Origin of the sequence: Marinobacter sp. AN1 (genome assembly GCF_026013985.1) — a bacterium.
Taxonomy (GTDB): Bacteria; Pseudomonadota; Gammaproteobacteria; order Pseudomonadales; family Oleiphilaceae; genus Marinobacter; species Marinobacter segnicrescens.
The window spans coordinates 1,837,873-1,857,296 of record NZ_CP110342.1; the positions used below are offsets into that span (position 1 = coordinate 1,837,873).

The following is a 19,424-nucleotide window of genomic DNA, read 5'->3' on the forward strand; positions in this document are numbered from 1 at the left end:
ATGAACAGGGAGGAAGATCGAACTACCCGCTACCAGGAGGGCAGTCTCACTTTACCAGGGACAGTCATGCTGGGTACCGGCGTCATGATTGGCGCCGGTATTTTTGCACTTACCGGGCAGATGGCCCAGATGACCGGCGTACTTTTCCCGCTGGCCTTTCTCGCTGCGGCTGTGATTGTGAGCTTCAGCGCCTATTCCTACATCAAGATCTCCAATGCCTACCCGTCCGCCGGCGGTATCGGCATGTACCTGCACAAGGCTTACGGAAACCGGCTGCCAACGGCTTTCAACGCCCTGTTGATGTATTTTTCCATGGTCATCGCTCAGAGCTTCCTGGCCCGCACCTTTGGCTCTTACACCATGCAACTTTTCGGCGGGGATGACAGTGGCCGCATGGTGCCCATTCTCGGCGTGGCGCTCATTCTTGCGGCCTTTCTGATCAACCTGCTGGGCAATCGGATGATTCAAGGGGTGGCTTCCTTTATCGGGATCCTGAAAATCGGCGGCATACTGATTTTCGGTCTGGTCGGGGTCTGGATTGCCGACTCAATCTCGGTTGATTTTTCGGAGCCCGGTGAAGCCGGAACGCTGGGCAACTTCCTGGGCGCAACCGCACTGGGGATTCTGGCGTTCAAAGGCTTTACGACCATCACCAACAGTGGTTCGGAAGTCATCGACCCGAAGCGAAACGTTGGGCGCGCCATCGTGATTTCCATTGCCGCCTGTGTGGTGATCTACACGCTGGTGGGATTTGCGGTCGCCAGCAATCTATCTCTGGCTGAAATTATCGAAACGCAGGATTACTCTCTCGCCGCTGCTGCACGCCCCGCTCTCGGCGAATACGGCGTCTGGTTTACTGTTGCGATTGCCATGATGGCCACGGCGGGAGGAATTCTGGCCAGTGTATTTGCTGTGTCCCGCATGTTGGCCATGCTGACGGAGATGAAACTGGTTCCTCATCGGCATTTTGGCATGCCCGGCAGCATCCAGAAACACACACTGGTGTATACCGTTGTCCTGGGGCTGATCCTCACCGCCTTCTTTGATCTGTCACGAATTGCCGCGCTGGGTATCGTGTTTTACCTGATTATGGACATTGCCATTCACTGGGGTGTACTGCGCTATCTTCGCAAAGACATCAAGGCCAACACCTGGGTGCCAACTATAGCCATCTTGTTGGATCTTTTGGCTCTGGGCGGCTTTGTCTGGGTAAAACTGAATACGGACCCGTTCGTCATTGGCGTGGCAGTGGTCACCATGATTGTGCTTGCAGTCTCCGAGCAGATTTTCCTGAAAAGATCGCCGGAATCCGCGCAAGCGAAACAGGAAGAGAGTCACGCGCATCGTCACCATTAACCAGAATCAGGAAGAGAGGCTATTGCCATGATGGGAGATAACATGTTCGGGAACACCATGTGGGCAGGCCACTGGCTGTGGATGCTGGTGATTGCCATTGTGGTCGTCATTCCGGCCTGGCGTATTTGCCAGCGCACGGGGTATCCGGGGTGGATGGGTGTACTGATACTGATCCCTATCGTCAATCTGGTTCTGCTGTATTTCATTGCATTTGCAGACTGGCCCGCCGATAAAACAGGAGATCAGAATGGCTGAGCACCATCACGCCCATGACCACGATCACCACGCCGATAAAGAACCTGGCGGGCACACCGCCAAGGATCCGGTTTGCGGCATGGCAGTCGATCCGCATACCGCGGAACACCGCAGCCAGCATGGCGGTAAAACCTGGTACTTCTGCTCGTCGCGTTGCCAGTCCAAATTCGACGAGGACCCTGAGCAGTACCTCGATTGGGAAAAGAAACAGCAAGAGCCGGTAGCGCCGGGCACTATGTATACCTGTCCCATGCACCCCGAGATTCGGCAGCAAGGGCCAGGGGACTGCCCAATCTGCGGCATGGCCCTAGAGCCCGAGCAGGTGAGCCTGGATGATGGCCCCTCTGCAGAACTTACGGACATGACCCGCCGGTTTTGGATCGGGCTGGTGCTGACCTTGCCTGTACTGGTCCTGGAAATGGGCGGGCATCTGACCGGGCTTGACCATATGATTGCTCCACAGATGTCCAACTGGATTCAGTTGGTGCTGGCAACGCCCGTGGTGCTCTGGTGCGGCTGGCCCTTCTTCGTCCGGGGTTGGAGATCCGTGGTTAGCCGTAACCTGAACATGTTCACGCTGATAGCCATTGGTACCGGCGTGGCCCTGATCTACAGCCTGGTCGCCACACTTGCGCCCCAGGTATTCCCGGGCGCTTTCCGGCAGGCCGACGGCTCAGTGGCAGTGTACTTTGAGGCGGCAGCGGTCATTGTGGTGCTGGTGCTGCTTGGACAGGTGCTGGAATTGCGCGCCCGGGAGAAAACCTCCGGGGCCATCAAGGCTCTGTTAGATCTGGCGCCGGCAACGGCCAGGAAACTGGACGATGATGGCGGTGAGTCCGATGTATCGCTGGATCAGGTCAAGGTCGGCGACCGCCTGCGGGTGCGTCCGGGCGACAAGGTTCCCCTAGACGGCGAGGTGCTCGAAGGCAGCTCCAACGTGGATGAGTCCATGGTGACCGGCGAGCCTTTGGCAGTCAGCAAGAAATCTGGTGACCAGGTGATCGGCGGCAGCATTAACCAGCAGGGCAGTTTCATCATGCGGGCGGACAAGGTCGGCCGGGACACCATGCTGTCCCAGATTGTGCAGATGGTGGCCAGCGCCCAGCGCAGCCGCGCGCCCATTCAGGGCCTGGCCGACAAGGTCGCGGGCTATTTTGTGCCTGCGGTGATCGTGATCGCCATTATCGCCTTTATAGCCTGGTCGTTGCTTGGGCCGACACCCCCGATGGCATTCGGTCTGATTGCTGCGGTGAGCGTGCTGATTATTGCCTGCCCCTGTGCTTTGGGGCTGGCAACGCCCATGTCGATTATGGTCGGTGTTGGGCGGGGTGCTCAGAGCGGTGTGCTGATCCGCGATGCCGAAGCACTTGAGCGCATGGAGAAAGTGGACACCGTGGTGGTGGATAAGACGGGCACACTGACTGAAGGCAAACCTCAGGTGACCAAACTGGTGCCAGCTGCCGGGGGCAGCGAGGATGAGCTCATGCGATTCGCCGGCGGCCTGGAAAAGGGCAGTGAGCATCCGCTGGCCCACGCCATTCTCGATAAAGCAAAGACCATGGGCTTGAAACTACCGGACGCGGAAGATTTTGATTCACCCAATGGGAAGGGCGTCACCGGTAGGATTGATGGACGACGGGTATTGCTCGGAAACCGGCTGTTGATGGAAGCGGAAAATGTGGACACCGCGGACTTTGAAAGCGAAGCCGACCAGCTCCGCCAGGATGGGGCGACTGTTATTTTCGCGGCCGTAGACGGCAAAGTGGCCGGTTTGCTTGCCATCGCCGATCCGGTGAAAGAAACCACTGAAGCGGCTATTTCTGCACTGCAGAAAGACGGCATCCGAGTCGTCATGCTCACCGGCGACAACCGGACGTCGGCCGAGGCGGTTGCCCGTAAATTGCACATCGATGAAGTGGAAGCGGAAGTGCTTCCGGAGGATAAGGGCAAGATCGTTCAGCGCCTGAAAGATGAGGGCCGTGTTGTGGTGATGGCTGGTGACGGGGTGAACGACGCTCCGGCTCTGGCAACCGCCGATGTAGGCGTAGCCATGGGCACGGGCACTGATGTGGCCATCGAAAGCGCCGGCATTACCCTGTTGCGCGGCGATCTCATGGGCATTGTGGAAGCACGTCGATTGTCGCTGGCAACCATGCGCAATATCCGGCAGAACTTGTTTTTGCCTTTGTCTATAACTCTGCGGGTGTGCCGATAGCGGCCGGCGTTCTATACCCGTTTTTCGGCATCCTGCTGTCACCGATTTTTGCGGCGGCGGCTATGTCGCTGTCTTCGGTCAGCGTGATCGTGAATGCGCTGCGCCTGAGAGTGATCAAGCTCGGACCAAAGTGATATACGTCGGATTTGTTGGAGATACCTATGCCGTACACGATTGATCGCATTATAGAAGGTGCCAATTTCGAGGAAGTTGACAAGCGAACTCGTCAGTCCCTCACAGATCACGGTTTCGGGGTGCTGACAGAAATTGATGTCAAAGCCACGATGAAGGAGAAGCTTGACAAGGAAATGCCCGCGTACCGGATCCTTGGAGCGTGTAATCCTGCTATGGCGTGGGAAGCCATTGGTGTAGAGCCCCGGGTAGGGGCCATGTTGCCGTGCAATGTCATTCTGCGGGAAACGTCTGAAGGTATCGAAGTCAGCGCGATAGATCCCGTAGCTTCAATGACGGCGATTGAAAACAGCGAACTGAAACAGGTTGCCGGTAAGGTCAGGGAGGCACTGTCCGAGGTTATAGCAGGTATCTGAGGCGGCGCCATCGGTTGTTTGAGATCGTGATCAGTTGACCTCGATCAAGTTACACAGGGTGTATCCAGACCGTTCAGCTTGAATTCAGCTCACCGTGATTAACTCCAAGAAGAAGTGTTTTGGCAGGTCGCCAGACCCCAAAGCCAAGACTTTCAATTATTGGAGCGATGGGTATGGAATTTAATCGTCGGTACTGGATCACTTTATCTGTCTTCGGTGTGATCGCCCTGGTGCTCCTTTGGGGCGAGCATAAAGTTCATATACTCGGGGCCTTACCCTGGTTGATTCTCCTGATTTGCCCATTGATGCATATTTTCATGCATGGCGGTCATGGCACGCATCAACACGCCCAACAAAAGGACGACGACCGTGAGTAGCGAGGCGACGAATTATGGACTTTGGAGCCTCGTTATTCTGAACTCTGCTGTCTTTATCTTTTTGCATTCAGCTTTTTTAAACCTCAAACGAAGCGGGACTGGCGGTCGTTCGGGGCGTTCAGCGCTTTTCTCGTCGCTTTGTTCACGGAAATGTACGGGTTCCCGTTGACACTCTATTTCCTGGCGGGCTGGTTGCAGACTCGCTATCCGGATGTGGACTGGTTTTCCCACAACAGCGGGCATTTGCTGGAAATGCTGTTCGGGTGGCAGGGCTCTCCACATTTCGGGCCGTTTCATTTGCTGAGCACGGCTTTCATTGTCGGGGGATTCTATCTGATTGCGGCTGGCTGGCGAACTCTCTATGCCGCCCAGAAAGAGGGCAAACTGGCAACGACAGGGCTATACGCCTGGGTTCGTCATCCCCAGTACGTTGGCTTTGTGTCGATCATGTTTGGGTTTCTTCTCCAATGGCCGACACTGCTCACGTTGGCGATGTTCCCGGTGCTTCTCTGGATGTATTCCCGGTTGTCCGTTCATGAGGAGCAGGAGGTCGAAAAGGTCTTCGGAGACACGTGGCGACAGTATGCCGCTAACACACCGCGTTTTATCCCGAGTCTTTGCGACCTGAAGCAACGCATTTAATGGGCTATTGAACCAGAAGAGGGTATCAGTATGGACATCAGAACGTTCGGTGAATTGATTGACTGGACCCGGGACCTGCACCAGAACCTGGCAAGTTGTCTTGGGCATTGTGCGACGGCTAACGAAGAGGAGAGAGCAAAGGCGCTATTGGAGTATCTCTCAACCCACGAAGCGGAGCTGGCCCGGATTATCGATGAGTTTGAGCGTCAAAGTGCCCGCAATACACTTGAGACCCGGGTCTACGACTACCTTAAACACAACCCGATAGAAACCCACCGCACCTGTGACCAGCCCTATGGCAAACTGGATTTTCAGGGGATCTACCGTGAGGTTATGGATTTTCATGGGCAAGTGATGGATCTGTACCAAACCCTCTGGGAGAAAGCGGAAATCCCAGAGGCCCGGGAGTTGCTGGCAGCACTCCTGGAGATGGAGAAGAACGAATCCATGCGACTGGCCCGTCAGATAGGCCGAATGGACGACCTTTAATGCCTGAAACGCAAGTCGATTGTCGTCATTTCGAAAACGAAAGGTTATTGAAAGCTGGTTCAATTAAAAACCACAGCAATCTATCAACTCTTTGTTTAGTTTTTTGAGAATTTCAGGTCAGTTTCAGCTCTGAGTGATCTAATATAGTTAAATAGGATGATGCCCTCTTGAGGATTATAAAAAATAATTTACTGTCAGAATTTATTATATCGAGTGCGAATTAAAAAAAGCCACAGAGGTGTCTGTGGCAAAGTTAACTCAAGAAGACAATGGCCCGGCTTGATGAACATCAATAAAGCCACTGACAGATGCATTAAATCAGTCGAAACTGAATTCAGCCTGAATTACCCATCCGAATTTATGGAGACGCGACATGAATAAATTATTTGTAATCATAATCCTTGCTTTCACAGTCTCAATGACCGCTAATGCGGGGGCTGGCCGACAGGGTCAATGAAGCTCGCAGTTTCCCTGCTCAAGCACAAAGCCCTGAAGGTCGAACAACGGAGCTGAAAATGGAACATAAAAAAATGCATGAAATGCACGATGAGATCCATGTCAGACATGAGAATTTTCATGCCAAAATGCATGTACCTACTAAAAACGCGAAAAATCGTTCCCATCACGAAAGATAACCAATATAAATATTTTTAAGTAAATTATGTTTGGCGTCAGTCGAGCTATGATGATTGACGCCAACTTCTCGGGAAAAAGGCATCCACGCGAAGCTAATGTAATAATTGAAAACCTTTCGCAGGTATAGAGTCGATATATTTTGGGATGATAAACCTAAAATCCCACATCGATACTTAGCGTAGCGGACTAGTGTTCCGTCCGGGTATTTCCTAAGCGCATATATGCTATAATTCGAGCTATTATTCACGAGTTTGGAGACTCTGTTTTGGCCCGGAAACCAGCTCCCTTTAATCTTACGGTAAACGATCAACTGGAGTTGGAAAGCTGGTTGCGAACAAGCACGCTGAGTCAGAATCTCGTTCTGCGAGCGCGAATCGTTTTGGCCCTGAATGCCGGTGAATCACCCAAAGTCGTTGCTGAGCGACTGGGAACCACGACGGCCACGGTATTCAAGTGGCGTAATCGTTACACCGAACAGGGCCTGAGCGGTCTTCAGGATGCACCAAGACCCGGGCAACCCAGAAAGCTGAATCAGAAAAAGGTTAAGGCAATTCTTGATGACACGGTCAAAAAGCTGCCCAAGGAATCAACCCACTGGAGCGTCCGGTTGATGGCCGAATATGCCGGTGTTAGTCGCTGGCAAGTGCATCAGATCTGGAAAGCCGCTGACCTGAAACCGCACCGGCTGAAAACTTTCAAAATCAGCAATGATCCGGACTTTGCTGATAAAGTTTTCGATGTTGTCGGTTTGTACCTGAATCCGCCGGATAACGCCCTGGTGCTGTCTGTTGATGAGAAAACGCAGATCCAGGCACTGGATCGCACTCAACCAAAGTTGCAATTGAAACCCGGCCAGATCGAGCGTCGCACCCACGATTACAAGAGGCACGGCACGACCAGCTTATACGCGGCTCTGAACATTCTGAACGGCGAAGTGATTGGGCGCATTACGCAACGCCACCGAGCCAAAGAGTTTCTCGACTTTCTGCGACAGATTAATCGAGAAACACCGAAAGAGCAGGACCTTCATCTGATTCTGGACAACAGCTCGACTCATAAAACACCAGAGGTAAAAGCCTGGCTGGAGAAACATCCCCGGTTCAAGCTTCACTTCACACCAACCAGCGCCTCCTGGCTGAATGCCGTGGAGGGCTGGTTTGGTCAACTGGAACGCCGTGCTTTGTACCGTGGCATTTTTACCAGTGTCGGCGAACTGAAGAAGGCGATTCGTCGCTTTATCCAAACTCATAATGAGAAGCTGGCAAAGCCCTTCCGCTGGCACAAAAGCGCAGAATCGATTATGACTTCAGTGGCGCGAGCAAAGTTGAGTGTCATTAATGATAAATAAACGAATTACCCAGACGGGACACTAGTAACCACGCCAGGAAGAGGTTGAATGCTTTCATACCCAAACATTAATCCCGTGGCAATTTCTCTGGGGCCATTGCAAGTTCATTGGTACGGCCTGATGTATCTTGTTGGTTTTCTGGCAGCTTGGTGGCTTGGGCGCCGAAGGGCTCACCGCTTGGGGTTGAGTTTCGACGCCATCGAAACGCTGGTTTTCTACTGTGCAGTTGGCGTAATACTTGGCGGGCGGTTCGGTTACGTGCTGTTCTATGATTTCGACAAGTTGTTGGCCAACCCACTCTGGCTGTTCAGAATCTGGGAGGGCGGCATGAGTTTTCATGGTGGTTTTGCCGGGGTGCTGGTTGCCGTTGTTGTCTTTGCGCGCAAGTACAGCCTGGGTTTTCTTAGAATTACCGACTTCATCGCGCCGCTGGTTCCGATCGGTCTGGGTGCCGGGCGCCTGGGTAATTTCATAAACCACGAACTGCCGGGCAGAGTCAGCGAGGTGCCGTGGGCTATGGCCTTTCCTCATATGGGGCCAGCACCCCGGCACCCGTCTTCTTTGTATCAGTTCGCGCTGGAAGGTGTCGTTTTGTTTGTGGTGCTGTGGTGGTTTACCAGTAACCCCCGGCGAAATGGCGCTGCGTCCGGTTTATTTCTGTTGCTCTACGGCGCGTTCCGTTTCTCCGTCGAGTTTGTCCGCCTTCCGGACCCGCAGCTGGGATTTGTGGCCTTTGGTTGGATGACCATGGGGCAGCTGCTGACATTACCAATGATCATAGCGGGCATCGGCTTGATTGGCTGGTCCAGGCGTCAGCCTGTTGTTTGTACAGCGATGGCGGAAAGCTGAAGGAAACCTGTAGGCAGGTTATTGTTCCTTTTTGAGCCATCCTCTGTACATCCAGCGCGTGGAATAAAACGAAACCAGGGGAATCAATACCCACTGTAATATCGGAGCAACCCCGGTGCCAAGCAGTGGCAATACAGGCATTGATTCGCTGTATTGCCAGCGTTCGCCGGCACCGGTAGCCCAGGTTTCAAACAGCACGGTGACCAACAACCCCGCAGCCAGAAAACTCCCCAGGGCGAGGCTCCGCCAGGGTCCTTGTATCCAGAACAGATTTCGTACCGCCAATGCTGCAACCCCATAGGCAAAAAACGCGATATTGGCATCGCCGACGGCGGCCCGAGTGCATAACCAGATGACAGCACCGTGAGGCGCTTCCGTCATGCCTTCAAAAAGGGTACCTGGATCATCTCCCAGAAGAAGTGCAAAAGAAACTGACGGACCAGAACATCAGGACCAGAATCCAGCCAGGGCACCGAGCCTTCGCGCGAGTCATCATATCTCCATTCAGCCTAGCTCTCCGAGCATAGGAAATGCCGACAACATCCAGGACGCAAAGCGTGTCATCTGACCGGTAATCACCATCACGCCCATGATAACCAGCACCACACCCGCGAGCACCCGCAGGTGACGGCTCCAGCGGCTCAACCAGCGCACGCGCTTACGGAAATGCTCGATCGACAGGGCAGTGACCAGGAATGGCACGGCCAGCCCCAGCGAATAGACCGCAAGATACAGCATGCCCGCTTCCGCATTGGCGTGAGTAGAACTGAGCGCCAGTATGGCCCCCAGGATTGGTCCTATGCAGGGTGTCCAGCCGATGGCAAACGCCACACCCAGCAGGAAGGATGCCGTCGGGCGCCCCCTTCCAGGGCCTGCCCAAGGCGCCAGTCCCGTTGCAGGGCCGGCATACTCCACCAGCCCATCATGAACAGTCCCATCAGCACAATGAGCACGCCGGCAACCAGGTTGGCCTGCTGCCGGTAGCCCATGAGCCACTGACCCACCAGACTCGCACTCGCGCCGAGGGCCACGAACACCAGACTGAAACCCAACACAAAGCAAAGGCTCAGCCAGAACGCCTTCAGGCGATTGACGCTGTCGTTGACCGCCCCGCCAGTTACCACAGACAGGTAACCAGGAACCAGGGGCAGCGTACACGGGGAAAAGAAGGACACCAGGCCGCCCATAAAGGCGGCCATGATGCCCCAGGTTGCCAGGTCTGGCATCATCAGTACTCGTAACGCTTGACACTTTCCGCGCGTCCGCCGGCGGCGAACGCCATCACGTCATAGTCATCCTGCCGCCCGGTTTCCATGCCCGGAACCCCGTGGGGCATACCGGGGACCGCAATACCGATGGTCCGCTCACCGAAGGGGCGGGACTGTGAGTCCACATACGCAACAATGTCAGTCGCCGGTACATGGCCCTCTATCACTGCACCGTCGATAATGGCGGTATGGCAGGAAGACAGCTCCCGGGGTACCTGATGCTCGATCTTGACCTGGTTGATGTTGTCAGTGTCCTTCACCGTTACCTCAAAGCCGTTTTCCTCAAGGTGCTCGATCCAGCCTGTGCAACACGAACAGCTGGCGCTCTTGTGAACGGTTATGACGCGCTCCACCTGAGCGGTGGCGGCCCGCTCACCGGTGGACTCGGCGGCCTGCAGTTTGAAACCGATCGCGGTGGTGCCAATAACAAGGGCCATCAGGCCCAGGGTAACTTGAGTTTTCATGGATATTTCCTTCTAAAAAAAGAGGGTAACGACCGGCACCCTTGGATAACAGGTGCCGGTGGTCTGGCTTACTGGGCGGTTGAACCATCATGGTGGTCGGAGTGGCCGGCTTGTTCGCCACCATCCATCATTTTCAGGCAGGCTTCATGCATCGCGGCATGCTCCTCGCTGGACATGGAAGACATCATCGTCATCATCCCTTCCATACCTTCCATCTTGCCCATATGGTCACCCATCATGCCCATGCCACCGTGTTCGGACTGGTGGGCATAAACGGCGACACTACCGATTGCAGCAGCGAATACCACGCCAGCGCCAACGATTCTGAGTTTCGTACTTTTCATTGGAATCTCCTCTCGGACGTGCGGTCATGAAGCCAGCGGCTGTTGAGGCACGCCTCTGGATAACTGAACAGTTCTGAATTACCCGGCAATGTCTGCCCGGTACCATCTCTGGGTAATGTTCAGGAAAGGAGATTTGGGGGAGGTGTGAGAACCTCAGGAATGGGGCTCTGGTAAGCCGTTCGCACCGCTGAGGGCGCGAACAGGTCGCTAACCTTGGGCAGTGTAGCCGGAAAACCGCCCACGACACCGTATACAAAAGTGAAAGAGCAATGAGGGGCGCTGAGAAGACAGTGAGATTGCTGCGGTTCGTTGCAGGCACCGGCGGCCTCGCCTGCAGACCCGGAAGTCTCGTGACCCAGATCTCCGCAATCGGTGATCTGAGTCATTGCCACGCCGCTATGACCGTTCGGCTCTGGCACAGCACCGACCGCGGGGCCGCCTGCCACCAGCAGGATGCTCAAAAATGCCGCGATTAGTTGCCGAACCCTCATGATGGTTTCCCGGTTGAGGCTGTTTCGATCTGGCGTCCAGTGGTTGGTTCGCTACCAGCCGGTCACAAGCCAAGCATAACCCACCTGGGCCTGAATACTTTGATACGAATCAAGCGCCAATATGCTTTTCGCCATAATCGGCCGTACCAGGTTGATCCACCAGTTACGGGAGGTGGGAAGTACCCGGCCAGTTGACCAGCCGTTTGTGTGGCGGAACCCACCTATACTTCTTGCTGATACAAATCTGGCTAGAAGGATATACCCATGACTGAACCGAATCGCGAACAGTTGCGAAGGTAGCACGAACCTGACGCGGTGCGTGATCGCCTGGGTAAACCAACCAAAGCATCAACGCTTCCGGATGCTGTGCTTGGTCGCATTGAAGGTACTGCGTTTTGATGGACAAGGCACAACCCAACTTCACTATCACTGCATACAGCTCCTACAATGGAACCGGCAACCTCCGGCAGGTGTATCACACCGCGTTGCCACTTTGTATCACAGTGAGCCTATGGAATATCGTTCAAGACGTTGAAAAGGCAGGGTTTTCAGTGAAAATGTGGTACCCCCGGCAGGACTCGAACCTGCTACCTTCCCCTTAGGAGGGGGACGCTCTATCCAGATGAGCTACGGGGGCGTTTCGCCGGAAAGGCCGGTATAATAACGGGCTGATGCCCAGGTCTCAAGGCGGGTAGGTCGATCCGCCGGTTCAATTCACGTTTTTGCGTCGGAGCACACGGTGCCACGGTCGCCTACTGTCAGCATTATTATTCCCGTCCTGAACGAATCTGTCGCCATTGTGCCGACGCTTCAGCGCCTTGCTGCCTTGCGTGAGCGGGGAGCCGAGGTGATCGTGGTGGATGGTGACAGCACGGATGATACCCGCGCTCTCGCGGAGTCGCTTTGCGATCGACTCGTGCTTTCAGAGCGGGGCCGTGGGGTGCAGATGAACCGTGGGGCGGCTGAAGCAACCGGTGAGGTACTGCTGTTCTTGCACGGTGATACGGTGCTCCCGACGGAGGCCGACAAAGCTTTAAAGGCCTTCCTGCTCAGTGACCGGGCCTGGGGGCGCTTTGATGTGCGCCTCAGTGGCAACCGGCCAGTGTTCCGGCTCATTGCGTCCATGATGAACCTGCGCTCCCGGCTTACCGGTATTGCGACAGGGGATCAGGGCATATTCGTGCGCCGCGGGATATTTGAGAAACAGGGCGGTTTTCGGGAGATGCCGTTAATGGAAGATATCGAGTTTTGCCGCCGACTCAGACGGGTCTCTCGTCCTTTCTGTATCTCCGAATCCGTGGTTACCGACAGCCGTCGTTGGGAGCAGCATGGTAGCTGGCGGACGATCTGGCTGATGTGGCGACTGCGGTGGCGGTACTGGCGTGGGGCTGACCCTGCCGACCTGGCGTTGGCCTATCGCACCGAAGTCAGGCGGAGCACAGCACGGTCTTCGGAGGTCGGGCAGGAATGAACGCTTCTGTTCAGCTGGTCCAGTTTGCCAAGTGGCCGCGGGAAGGGCGGGTGAAGACCCGTCTTGAGCCCGCGCTGGGCCGTCAGGGCGCCCTTGCGGCCCATATACATCTGACAACGACGGTCATGGATCGGCTCCAGGCCAGTGGTCATCCGGTGGTGCTGGCCTGGGACGAGTTCCTTGCAAAGGCGCCGCCGGAGGCTGGCCCTGTGCTGGCTGTCATGGAGAAGTACCACGTGCCTTCGACAGTTCAGCAGGGGGAGGATCTTGGCGAGCGGATGACCCACGCCCTGGGCGTCGGGCTCGCAAGTGCTGGCATAGCCATGGTAATTGGCAGCGATTGCCCGTCAGTGGACGCTGCCTATATCGAAGAGGCCAGGCAGGCGCTCGACGACGTCGATGTGGTGTTTGGGCCTTCGGATGACGGCGGCTACGTGCTTATCGGCGCCCGCAACACCCGGCCGGACATGTTGGCCGGGGTAGCGTGGGGAACCGGGAAAGCCCTGGAGCAGAGCATTGCGGCGGTGCAGGGGGTCGGCCTGTCAGTGGCGATATTGGCGCCTCGCTGGGATGTGGATGAACCAGCCGACTGGGACCGGTTCATCGCGATGATCGGTCAGCCCTCCACCGGCGGCTGATTCCGCAGCTTGTCCAGGGTAGCTGCCGAGGTTTCCAGTGCTGCACCGGTTGTCACCAGCAAGCTGGCATCACGGTCGATCAGCGCTCGGTCGAAAGTCGCCAGTAACGCTTCCCTGCTAACCTCGGCCACAGCGGCAGCAAGCTGTTCCCGGCTGTCGAAGTCGGTGGCCTGGCGGTCGATTTCCCGCCAGTAGCGCTCGGACACAGACGACAGGGTGCGCTCCTGTTCCATCAGTTTGCTGATGACCGCTTGTCGCTCCCGTTCCAGGGCCTTTTCGTCCATGTCGGCCAGACGCTTACGGAAGCTAGTGGCGAACTCGGATACGGCCTGGTCAATTTGTTCCGCACTGGCCTCGGGCGATTGCACGACAAGGCCGATGGCCGGGGTTTCCAGCATCTCAAACGGGGTCGCATACACCACATAGCCCAGTTGGCGGGTGGTGCGCAGCTCCTCGTAGAAAGCGCCGCTGACCACCTGGGTCAGCAGGCGGAAGCGGGCGCGTTCGGCAAAGCTCGTATCACTACCCTGGCTGTAACGCAGGTAGCCGGTATCCGGGTGTGGAACCTGTAACCGGATGGCGGTCTGGCCATCGGGCAGGTCCCGGACCTGGCTACGGCTGACCGTCGCCGCCTGTGACTCCTGCAGCAGCGTGGCCTTCGCCTGCTGGGCAGTGTTCAGGGCAAAGGCCCGGGTGGCATTACCGTGAACCAGCATGACCGCGTCGACGTCTCTGGTGAACGCCTCGGCAAATGCTCGCAGATCAACCACCGACAACGCCTCTGCTGCGTCCAGCTTCTCCTCGGTGGTCCAGGTCCCCTGGATCAGCGCATCCTGCGCCAGTGAGGCGGCCTGCGACACGGGTTTGTCCTGCAGTTGGTTGCGCAGACTGTCGACGAGTTGCTGGCGGGCAATGCGGAAGCGTTGCTCGCTGATGGCCGGATCGGCCAGGGTCGCCATCACACGGTTCATCAGCACCGGCAAGCGGTCGTGGTAGCCTCCGGTACGGACAGTCAGGCCGCGGAGGTGCGGGTAGATTCGGTAATCCAGGCCGGCCATCTGCGCCGGATAGGCCCAGGGGTTGAGCTCCACCGACACCGCATCTGCCAGCAGGTGGGTCAGCACCTGGCCCCGGGGAGACTCTGTGGTCAGCGGCGAGCGCAGGCTAAGGTAGATGTTCGCCTCCGGCCGACCAAAGCGGGTGTCTTTTGCGTGCCAGACCTCAAGGTTGTCCAGGGTAGCCAGCTTCTCCGGGTGTGCCATTGACGGCCCCTCCAGCAGACTGAGGTCCTCCGGAATAAACGGGTTTTTCCGGGGAAGCGCCAACTGTTCGGCGAGGGCTGTTAGCTGTTGGCCGGGGCTCGGCACTTCAATGTTCTTTTCCAGCACGAAAGGCGTGTCGTACCAGGGGCTCCTGTCGGCATCCTCCGGCAGGGCTTCGTTGGTGCGCAGGGTAATGAGCAGGTTGTCCGGGGTCAGCTCGTTCAAGAGGTCAAGGTACTGATCCGGCGTGTACTCCGTCATCATCCAGCGGGCCCGGAGCACGTCTTCAGGGGCTACCTCCTGCATTTCCATGGACAGGCGCATGGCAAGGTGCAGGGGCTGCGGGCGTTGCTGGTAACGGAAGTCGATCTCCGAAAGTTGCCGGTCTTCTTCGAAGCGGAACCGGTCTATGCCCTGTTCCCGGACCAGTCCGATATAGTCAAACGCCAGCGCGATGATCTCGTCCTGATGGTTGAGACCCTCATCGGTCAGGGCCATGCCCAGCTCCAGGCTGGAATGGTGGCCCGTGTCGGTGCCGCTGCCGGCAGACAGGCTTTCCACCCAACCCTTGCGTTTCAGCACATCGAACAGGCTGCCCGGCCCCTCGTGGCCAAGCAGGCTGGCGACATAGTGCATGGGCTTGGTGCGATAATGTTCCTGCTGTGAGGGAATGGGAAATACCAGCTTCAGCTGTTTGATATCCTTGATGGTCTGAACCTGCAGGCGGGCAGGAAGGGCGTCGTTGTCGAATAACGGCTCCTGATGTTCTTTTACCTCGAGGTTCCGGTTTTCAATCGCGCTGAACCGGGGGCGCACCATGCTCTCGAGTTCATCCAGGGGCTGGGGGCCGTATACCGCCAAGGTCATCAGGTTGGCAGAGTATTCGTTTTCCCAGAACTCAATAAGGTCAGCCCTCAGCGGGCGTTCGTCGGTGTTGTCCAGGGTGATCAGGTTGCCCACGGAAAACTGACTGAAGGCATGGTCCGGGTTGCTGATGGCCTTGCGGACTGAAAAATACCGGCGGCCATCTTCTTTGAGTGAGGCACTGTATTCCGAATGCACGGCGTTACGCTCACGGTCCACCAGGTCGGCGGTGAACAGGGGGGCGGCAAACTGCTGGGCGAAGCGGTCCAGCGCGGGTTCCAGGTGGGGGGCCTGGATATCAAAGAAATAGTTGGTGTCCTGGAACGCGGTAAAGGCGTTATGGGTCCCGCCGTGGCTACGGATGAACTGCTGGTACTCACCCGGATCAGGGTATTTTTCGGTGCCCAGGAACAGCATGTGCTCAAGGAAGTGTGCCAGCCCTTCACGGCCGGCCGGGTCGTTGCCGCTGCCCACGGCAACGTTCAGGGAAGCCGCGGCCTTGTCTGCATCCGGGTCGGAGATCAGCAGTACCTCCAGGCCGTTCTCCAGGCTCAGGTACCGGTATTCATTGCTGTCCGCCGGGCTTTTGATGGGCTCCACCCGCTCTGGGCTGGCTGCCTGCGCCGTTGAGATCGCCAGCAGTGCCAGCAGTGCGGCCATCCAGGTGAACATCAGGCGTGCAACAGAATGATTACCCATGCAGTGATTCCTTTACCGGTTTAAACGGGAGTAGCGGTGATGACTGATCAGTGCACCTGGCCCTGGTCGGTTGCGGCAGGATGCTGGTCCAGAGTGATTCTGGCGAGGGTGGCGGACTCATCAGCACTGAGTTTGCCGGAGGCAATGCGCTCCAGTACCGAGGCCATCACTGCAACGGCCTGGCGCTGTTCGGCGAACTCGGCCTGGAAGGCATAATCGATGGCCTGGTAGACGGCCTGGATCTTCTCTTCCCGACTGCCGCTGTCGGTAGCGGTGTCATTGATGGCCTTGAGACAGGCGCGGGCAATGGAAATGTAACGATCAGCATTGTCCTGACTGGACATTAATGGTTCTCCTGGCTGGATGACTGTCGGGGGTGTTATTGCTTGTGCAGATCCCCGGGATGATTAAGACCGGGATTATCGCACCTGGTTCCGCAGGATGCATTTCGCGGCAACACTGAGACAGGTCAAATGTTTGTTGTATTCGCGTTTCGCCGTGCTCCATGTTGGCATAGAGTAAGGGTCAGGAAGACAAACATTACAACAGCGTGAACGCAGGGCAGGATCATCATGAACTATTTTCTGACGGGTGGTACCGGTTTTATTGGCCGTTTTCTGGTGGAAAAGCTGCTCGCCCGGGGCGGCAAGGTCCATGTGCTGGTGCGGGAAGAATCCCTGGACAAGTTTGACAACCTGCGTGAGCGGTGGGGTGAGGGGGCTGACCGTGTAACTGCCGTAGTCGGCGACCTGAACAAGCCTGGCCTGGGCCTTGATGCCAGGGCCCGCAAGGCCCTCGCGGGTAAGGTAGACCACTTCTTCCACCTGGCCGCTGTATATGACATGGCATCGGACGCCGACGCCCAGCAGCTGGCCAACGTGGATGGCACCCGCCACGCACTGGAGGCTGCGGAAGCTCTCAAGGTCGGTTGCTTCCACCACGTTTCATCCATTGCCGCCGCCGGCCTGTTCAAAGGCACCTTCCGGGAGGACATGTTTGATGACGCCACCAACCTCGACCATCCCTACCTGAAAAGCAAGCATGACTCTGAGGCGGTGGTGCGTAACGAGTGCCAGGTTCCGTTTCGCATCTATCGCCCCGGCATGGTGATAGGCCACTCCTGCACCGGCGAAATGGACAAGGTGGATGGCCCCTATTATTTCTTCAAGCTGATCCAGAAAGTCCGCCACGCGCTGCCCCAGTGGGTTCCCACCATTGGTGTGGAGGGCGGCCGGCTCAATATCGTGCCGGTGGATTACGTGGTAGACGCCCTGGATTTCCTGGCCCACAAGGAAGGGGAAGACGGTCAGTGTTTCCACCTGGTGGATCCCGATCCGTACAAGGTGGGAGAAATCCTCAATATCTTTTGTGAGGCCGGGCACGCACCCCGTATGGCCATGCGGGTGGACTCTCGCATGTTCGGGTTTGTGCCGCCGTTTATTCGACAGTCACTGAAAGGACTGCCTCCGGTGAAGCGCCTGACCTCGGCTGTCCTGGATGACCTGGGCATTCCCGACTCGGTACTCTCGTTTATCAATTACCCGACCCGGTTCGACAACCGGGAGGCGGAGCGGGCGCTCAAGGGTAGCGGTATCGAGGTGCCCCGGTTAACGGACTATGCCCCGGTGATCTGGGACTACTGGGAGCGGCACCTTGACCCGGACCTCTTCCGTGATCGCAGCCTGCGGGGTGCTGTCGAGGGCAAGGTGTGTGTGGTGACCGGGGCCACGTCGGGTATTGGCCTGTCTACGGCGGAAAAACTGGCCGATGCGGGGGCCATCCTGGTGATTGGCGCCCGCAAACCGGAACGGCTCAAGGAGGTGACCGAGGCCCTGCGCGAGCGGGGAGCGGAGGTCCATGCCTACCAGTGCGACTTCGCCGATATGGAAGCCTGCGACCGGTTTGTAACCGACGTTCTGACCAATCATGGTGGGGTGGATGTGTTGGTGAACAACGCGGGGCGCTCCATTCGCCGTTCGCTGTCCCACTCCTTCGATCGCTTTCACGACTTTGAGCGCACCATGCAGCTCAATTACTTTGGCGCTGTGCGGCTCATCATGGGCTTCGCCCCGGAAATGCTGAAACGCAAGCGGGGCCATGTGGTGAACATCTCATCCATTGGCGTACTGACCAACGCCCCCCGGTTCTCCGCCTACGTGGCCTCAAAGTCTGCCCTGGATGCGTTCAGCCGGTGCGCCGCCGCAGAATGGTCCGACCGCAACGTGACGTTCACCACCATCAATATGCCGCTGGTGAAAACGCCGATGATAGCGCCCACCAAGATCTATGACTCCGTCCCCACCCTGACACCGGATGAAGCAGCGGACATGGTTGCCGAAGCGATTATCCACCGCCCCAAGCGAATTGCCACCCGGTTAGGCGTTTTCGCCCAGGTAACCCATGCAGTAGCCCCGAAGCTCGGGGAGATCGTGATGAATACCGGTTACCGGATGTTCCCGGACTCGCCCTCTGCAACCGGTCGAAAGGGCGAGCAGGCAAAGGTCACCTCGGAGCAGGTGGCCTTTGCCGCCCTGATGCGGGGAATTCACTGGTAGGGGAGCCTCCGGTGGTCAGGTTCCTGAGCCTTCGCTGGTTGCCTGTGGCAGCGGGAATCCGCCCAGGGTTTTCCAGCGATTGACAATGCCACAGAACAGGTCCGCGGTTTTCTCGGCGTCATAGGCTGCGGAGTGGGCCTCACGGTTACTGAACTCCAGTCCGGCCCTTTTACAGGCTTCGGCCAGCACGGTGTGGCCATAGGCCAGGCCCGCCAGGGTAGCCGTGTCAAAGGTTGAGAAGGGGTGGAACGGGTTGCGTTTGATGTCCGCCCGCTCCGCTGCCGCGAACACAAAGTTATGGTCAAACGTGGCGTTGTGGCCCACCAGCACCGCTCGCTTGCAGTCAAATGCCTTGACCGCCTTGCGGATCGGGAGGAACACATCCCGCAGGGCATCCTTCTCGTTGATGGCCCCACGGTCCGTCGCCCATGGATCAATGCCGGTGAAATCCAGGGCGGATTGCTCAAGGTTCGCCCCCTCGAACGGATGCACATGGCGGGAGATAGTCTCGCCCCGGTGCAGCCACCCTTCTTCATCCATGGTGATCAATACGGCGGCCACTTCCAGCAGTGCATCGGTACGCGGGTTGAAACCCCCGGTCTCCACATCCACCACAACCGGCAGAAAGCCCCGAAAGCGGCGGGCCATGGGGT

Annotated in this window: 16 protein-coding genes, 1 tRNA gene and 3 pseudogenes; 12 read left to right on the plus strand and 8 right to left on the minus strand. The window is 57.1% G+C overall.

Annotated features, from left to right (window positions below; genetic code table 11):
* The 9 genes and pseudogenes from LJ360_RS08430 to lgt all read left to right on the plus strand — a co-directional run bounded on the left by LJ360_RS08430 (position 1) and on the right by lgt (position 8,715).
* Positions 1-1,356 carry an APC family permease gene (locus LJ360_RS08430; protein WP_264995834.1) on the plus strand — a complete coding sequence of 452 codons (1,356 nt, stop codon included), beginning with the start codon at positions 1-3 and terminating at the stop codon, positions 1,354-1,356.
* 27 nt (positions 1,357-1,383) lie between these two features.
* Positions 1,384-1,611 carry a hypothetical protein gene (locus tag LJ360_RS08435; RefSeq protein WP_022990675.1) on the plus strand — a complete coding sequence of 76 codons (228 nt, stop codon included), beginning with the start codon at positions 1,384-1,386 and terminating at the stop codon, positions 1,609-1,611.
* Positions 1,604-3,960 (plus strand): annotated as a pseudogene (locus LJ360_RS08440) (heavy metal translocating P-type ATPase). The gene LJ360_RS08435 and the pseudogene LJ360_RS08440 overlap by 8 nt, the downstream one beginning before the upstream one ends.
* A 27-nt stretch (positions 3,961-3,987) precedes the next feature.
* The gene (locus LJ360_RS08445) at positions 3,988-4,374 is read left to right on the plus strand and encodes a DUF302 domain-containing protein (protein WP_264995835.1); all 387 of its coding nucleotides are present in this window, start codon (positions 3,988-3,990) and stop codon (positions 4,372-4,374) included.
* A gap of 173 nt (positions 4,375-4,547) precedes the next feature.
* A complete protein-coding gene (locus LJ360_RS08450) occupies positions 4,548-4,751 on the plus strand; it encodes a DUF2933 domain-containing protein (protein ID WP_230715835.1) in 204 nt (67 codons plus the stop codon).
* Positions 4,744-5,393: pseudogene (locus tag LJ360_RS08455) on the plus strand (isoprenylcysteine carboxylmethyltransferase family protein). The gene LJ360_RS08450 and the pseudogene LJ360_RS08455 overlap by 8 nt, the downstream one beginning before the upstream one ends.
* A gap of 30 nt (positions 5,394-5,423) precedes the next feature.
* Positions 5,424-5,882 carry an ATPase gene (locus LJ360_RS08460; protein ID WP_264995836.1) on the plus strand — a complete coding sequence of 153 codons (459 nt, stop codon included), beginning with the start codon at positions 5,424-5,426 and terminating at the stop codon, positions 5,880-5,882.
* A 901-nt stretch (positions 5,883-6,783) separates the two neighbouring features.
* Positions 6,784-7,866 carry an IS630 family transposase gene (locus tag LJ360_RS08465; protein ID WP_264993966.1) on the plus strand — a complete coding sequence of 361 codons (1,083 nt, stop codon included), beginning with the start codon at positions 6,784-6,786 and terminating at the stop codon, positions 7,864-7,866.
* A 48-nt stretch (positions 7,867-7,914) separates the two neighbouring features.
* Entirely contained in the window at positions 7,915-8,715 is an 801-nt protein-coding gene (gene lgt / locus LJ360_RS08470; protein ID WP_264995837.1) for a prolipoprotein diacylglyceryl transferase, read from the plus strand.
* 18 nt (positions 8,716-8,733) lie between these two features.
* Here lgt and LJ360_RS08475 read toward each other — a convergent pair whose 3' ends face one another.
* From LJ360_RS08475 to LJ360_RS08500, 5 genes and pseudogenes are all read right to left on the minus strand, one after another.
* A complete protein-coding gene (locus LJ360_RS08475) occupies positions 8,734-9,096 on the minus strand; it encodes a hypothetical protein (protein ID WP_264995838.1) in 363 nt (120 codons plus the stop codon).
* A gap of 123 nt (positions 9,097-9,219) precedes the next feature.
* A pseudogene (locus LJ360_RS19880) lies at positions 9,220-9,941 on the minus strand (cytochrome c biogenesis CcdA family protein).
* Between the two features lie 2 nt (positions 9,942-9,943).
* Positions 9,944-10,447 carry a DUF411 domain-containing protein gene (locus LJ360_RS08490; RefSeq protein ID WP_091854436.1) on the minus strand — a complete coding sequence of 168 codons (504 nt, stop codon included), beginning with the start codon at positions 10,445-10,447 and terminating at the stop codon, positions 9,944-9,946.
* Positions 10,448-10,515: 68 nt separating this feature from the next.
* The gene (locus LJ360_RS08495; RefSeq protein WP_091854434.1) at positions 10,516-10,791 is read right to left on the minus strand and encodes a hypothetical protein; all 276 of its coding nucleotides are present in this window, start codon (positions 10,789-10,791) and stop codon (positions 10,516-10,518) included.
* Positions 10,792-11,842: 1,051 nt separating this feature from the next.
* Positions 11,843-11,919, minus strand: a tRNA-Arg gene (locus tag LJ360_RS08500).
* 102 nt (positions 11,920-12,021) lie between these two features.
* Between LJ360_RS08500 and LJ360_RS08505 the strand changes: the two genes are divergently transcribed.
* Positions 12,022-12,753 carry a TIGR04283 family arsenosugar biosynthesis glycosyltransferase gene (locus LJ360_RS08505; protein ID WP_264995841.1) on the plus strand — a complete coding sequence of 244 codons (732 nt, stop codon included), beginning with the start codon at positions 12,022-12,024 and terminating at the stop codon, positions 12,751-12,753.
* Positions 12,750-13,391, plus strand: coding sequence for a TIGR04282 family arsenosugar biosynthesis glycosyltransferase (locus tag LJ360_RS08510; RefSeq protein ID WP_091854446.1), 642 nt, complete (start codon positions 12,750-12,752; stop codon positions 13,389-13,391). The genes LJ360_RS08505 and LJ360_RS08510 overlap by 4 nt, the downstream gene beginning before the upstream one ends.
* Here the strand turns inward: LJ360_RS08510 and LJ360_RS08515 are convergent.
* Entirely contained in the window at positions 13,370-16,216 is a 2,847-nt protein-coding gene (locus LJ360_RS08515; protein WP_091854447.1) for an insulinase family protein, read from the minus strand. The genes LJ360_RS08510 and LJ360_RS08515 overlap by 22 nt on opposite strands.
* 47 nt (positions 16,217-16,263) lie before the next feature.
* Entirely contained in the window at positions 16,264-16,560 is a 297-nt protein-coding gene (locus tag LJ360_RS08520; protein WP_264995842.1) for a hypothetical protein, read from the minus strand.
* A gap of 228 nt (positions 16,561-16,788) precedes the next feature.
* Between LJ360_RS08520 and LJ360_RS08525 the strand changes: the two genes are divergently transcribed.
* The gene (locus tag LJ360_RS08525; RefSeq protein WP_264995843.1) at positions 16,789-18,771 is read left to right on the plus strand and encodes an SDR family oxidoreductase; all 1,983 of its coding nucleotides are present in this window, start codon (positions 16,789-16,791) and stop codon (positions 18,769-18,771) included.
* A 15-nt stretch (positions 18,772-18,786) separates the two neighbouring features.
* Here the strand turns inward: LJ360_RS08525 and rnt are convergent, their stop codons facing one another.
* Positions 18,787-19,419: a ribonuclease T gene (gene rnt / locus LJ360_RS08530; protein WP_091854450.1), complete on the minus strand. Its 633-nt coding sequence runs from the start codon at positions 19,417-19,419 to the stop codon at positions 18,787-18,789.
* Between the last annotated feature and the right edge of the window lie 5 nt (positions 19,420-19,424).

Excerpts from the sequence above, each read along its gene's own strand:
- LJ360_RS08430 (WP_264995834.1), top strand. The coding sequence starts at position 1 with ATGAACAGGGAGGAAGATCGAACTACCCGCTACCAGGAGGGCAGTCTC.
- LJ360_RS08435 (WP_022990675.1), top strand. The coding sequence starts at position 1,384 with ATGATGGGAGATAACATGTTCGGGAACACCATGTGGGCAGGCCACTGG.
- LJ360_RS08445 (WP_264995835.1), top strand. The coding sequence starts at position 3,988 with ATGCCGTACACGATTGATCGCATTATAGAAGGTGCCAATTTCGAGGAA.
- LJ360_RS08450 (WP_230715835.1), top strand. The coding sequence starts at position 4,548 with ATGGAATTTAATCGTCGGTACTGGATCACTTTATCTGTCTTCGGTGTG.
- LJ360_RS08460 (WP_264995836.1), top strand. The coding sequence starts at position 5,424 with ATGGACATCAGAACGTTCGGTGAATTGATTGACTGGACCCGGGACCTG.
- lgt (WP_264995837.1), top strand. The coding sequence starts at position 7,915 with ATGCTTTCATACCCAAACATTAATCCCGTGGCAATTTCTCTGGGGCCA.
- LJ360_RS08475 (WP_264995838.1), bottom strand. The coding sequence starts at position 9,096 with ATGACGGAAGCGCCTCACGGTGCTGTCATCTGGTTATGCACTCGGGCC.
- LJ360_RS08490 (WP_091854436.1), bottom strand. The coding sequence starts at position 10,447 with ATGAAAACTCAAGTTACCCTGGGCCTGATGGCCCTTGTTATTGGCACC.
- LJ360_RS08495 (WP_091854434.1), bottom strand. The coding sequence starts at position 10,791 with ATGAAAAGTACGAAACTCAGAATCGTTGGCGCTGGCGTGGTATTCGCT.
- LJ360_RS08510 (WP_091854446.1), top strand. The coding sequence starts at position 12,750 with ATGAACGCTTCTGTTCAGCTGGTCCAGTTTGCCAAGTGGCCGCGGGAA.
- LJ360_RS08515 (WP_091854447.1), bottom strand. The coding sequence starts at position 16,216 with ATGGGTAATCATTCTGTTGCACGCCTGATGTTCACCTGGATGGCCGCA.
- LJ360_RS08520 (WP_264995842.1), bottom strand. The coding sequence starts at position 16,560 with ATGTCCAGTCAGGACAATGCTGATCGTTACATTTCCATTGCCCGCGCC.
- LJ360_RS08525 (WP_264995843.1), top strand. The coding sequence starts at position 16,789 with ATGAACTATTTTCTGACGGGTGGTACCGGTTTTATTGGCCGTTTTCTG.
- rnt (WP_091854450.1), bottom strand. The coding sequence starts at position 19,419 with ATGGCCCGCCGCTTTCGGGGCTTTCTGCCGGTTGTGGTGGATGTGGAG.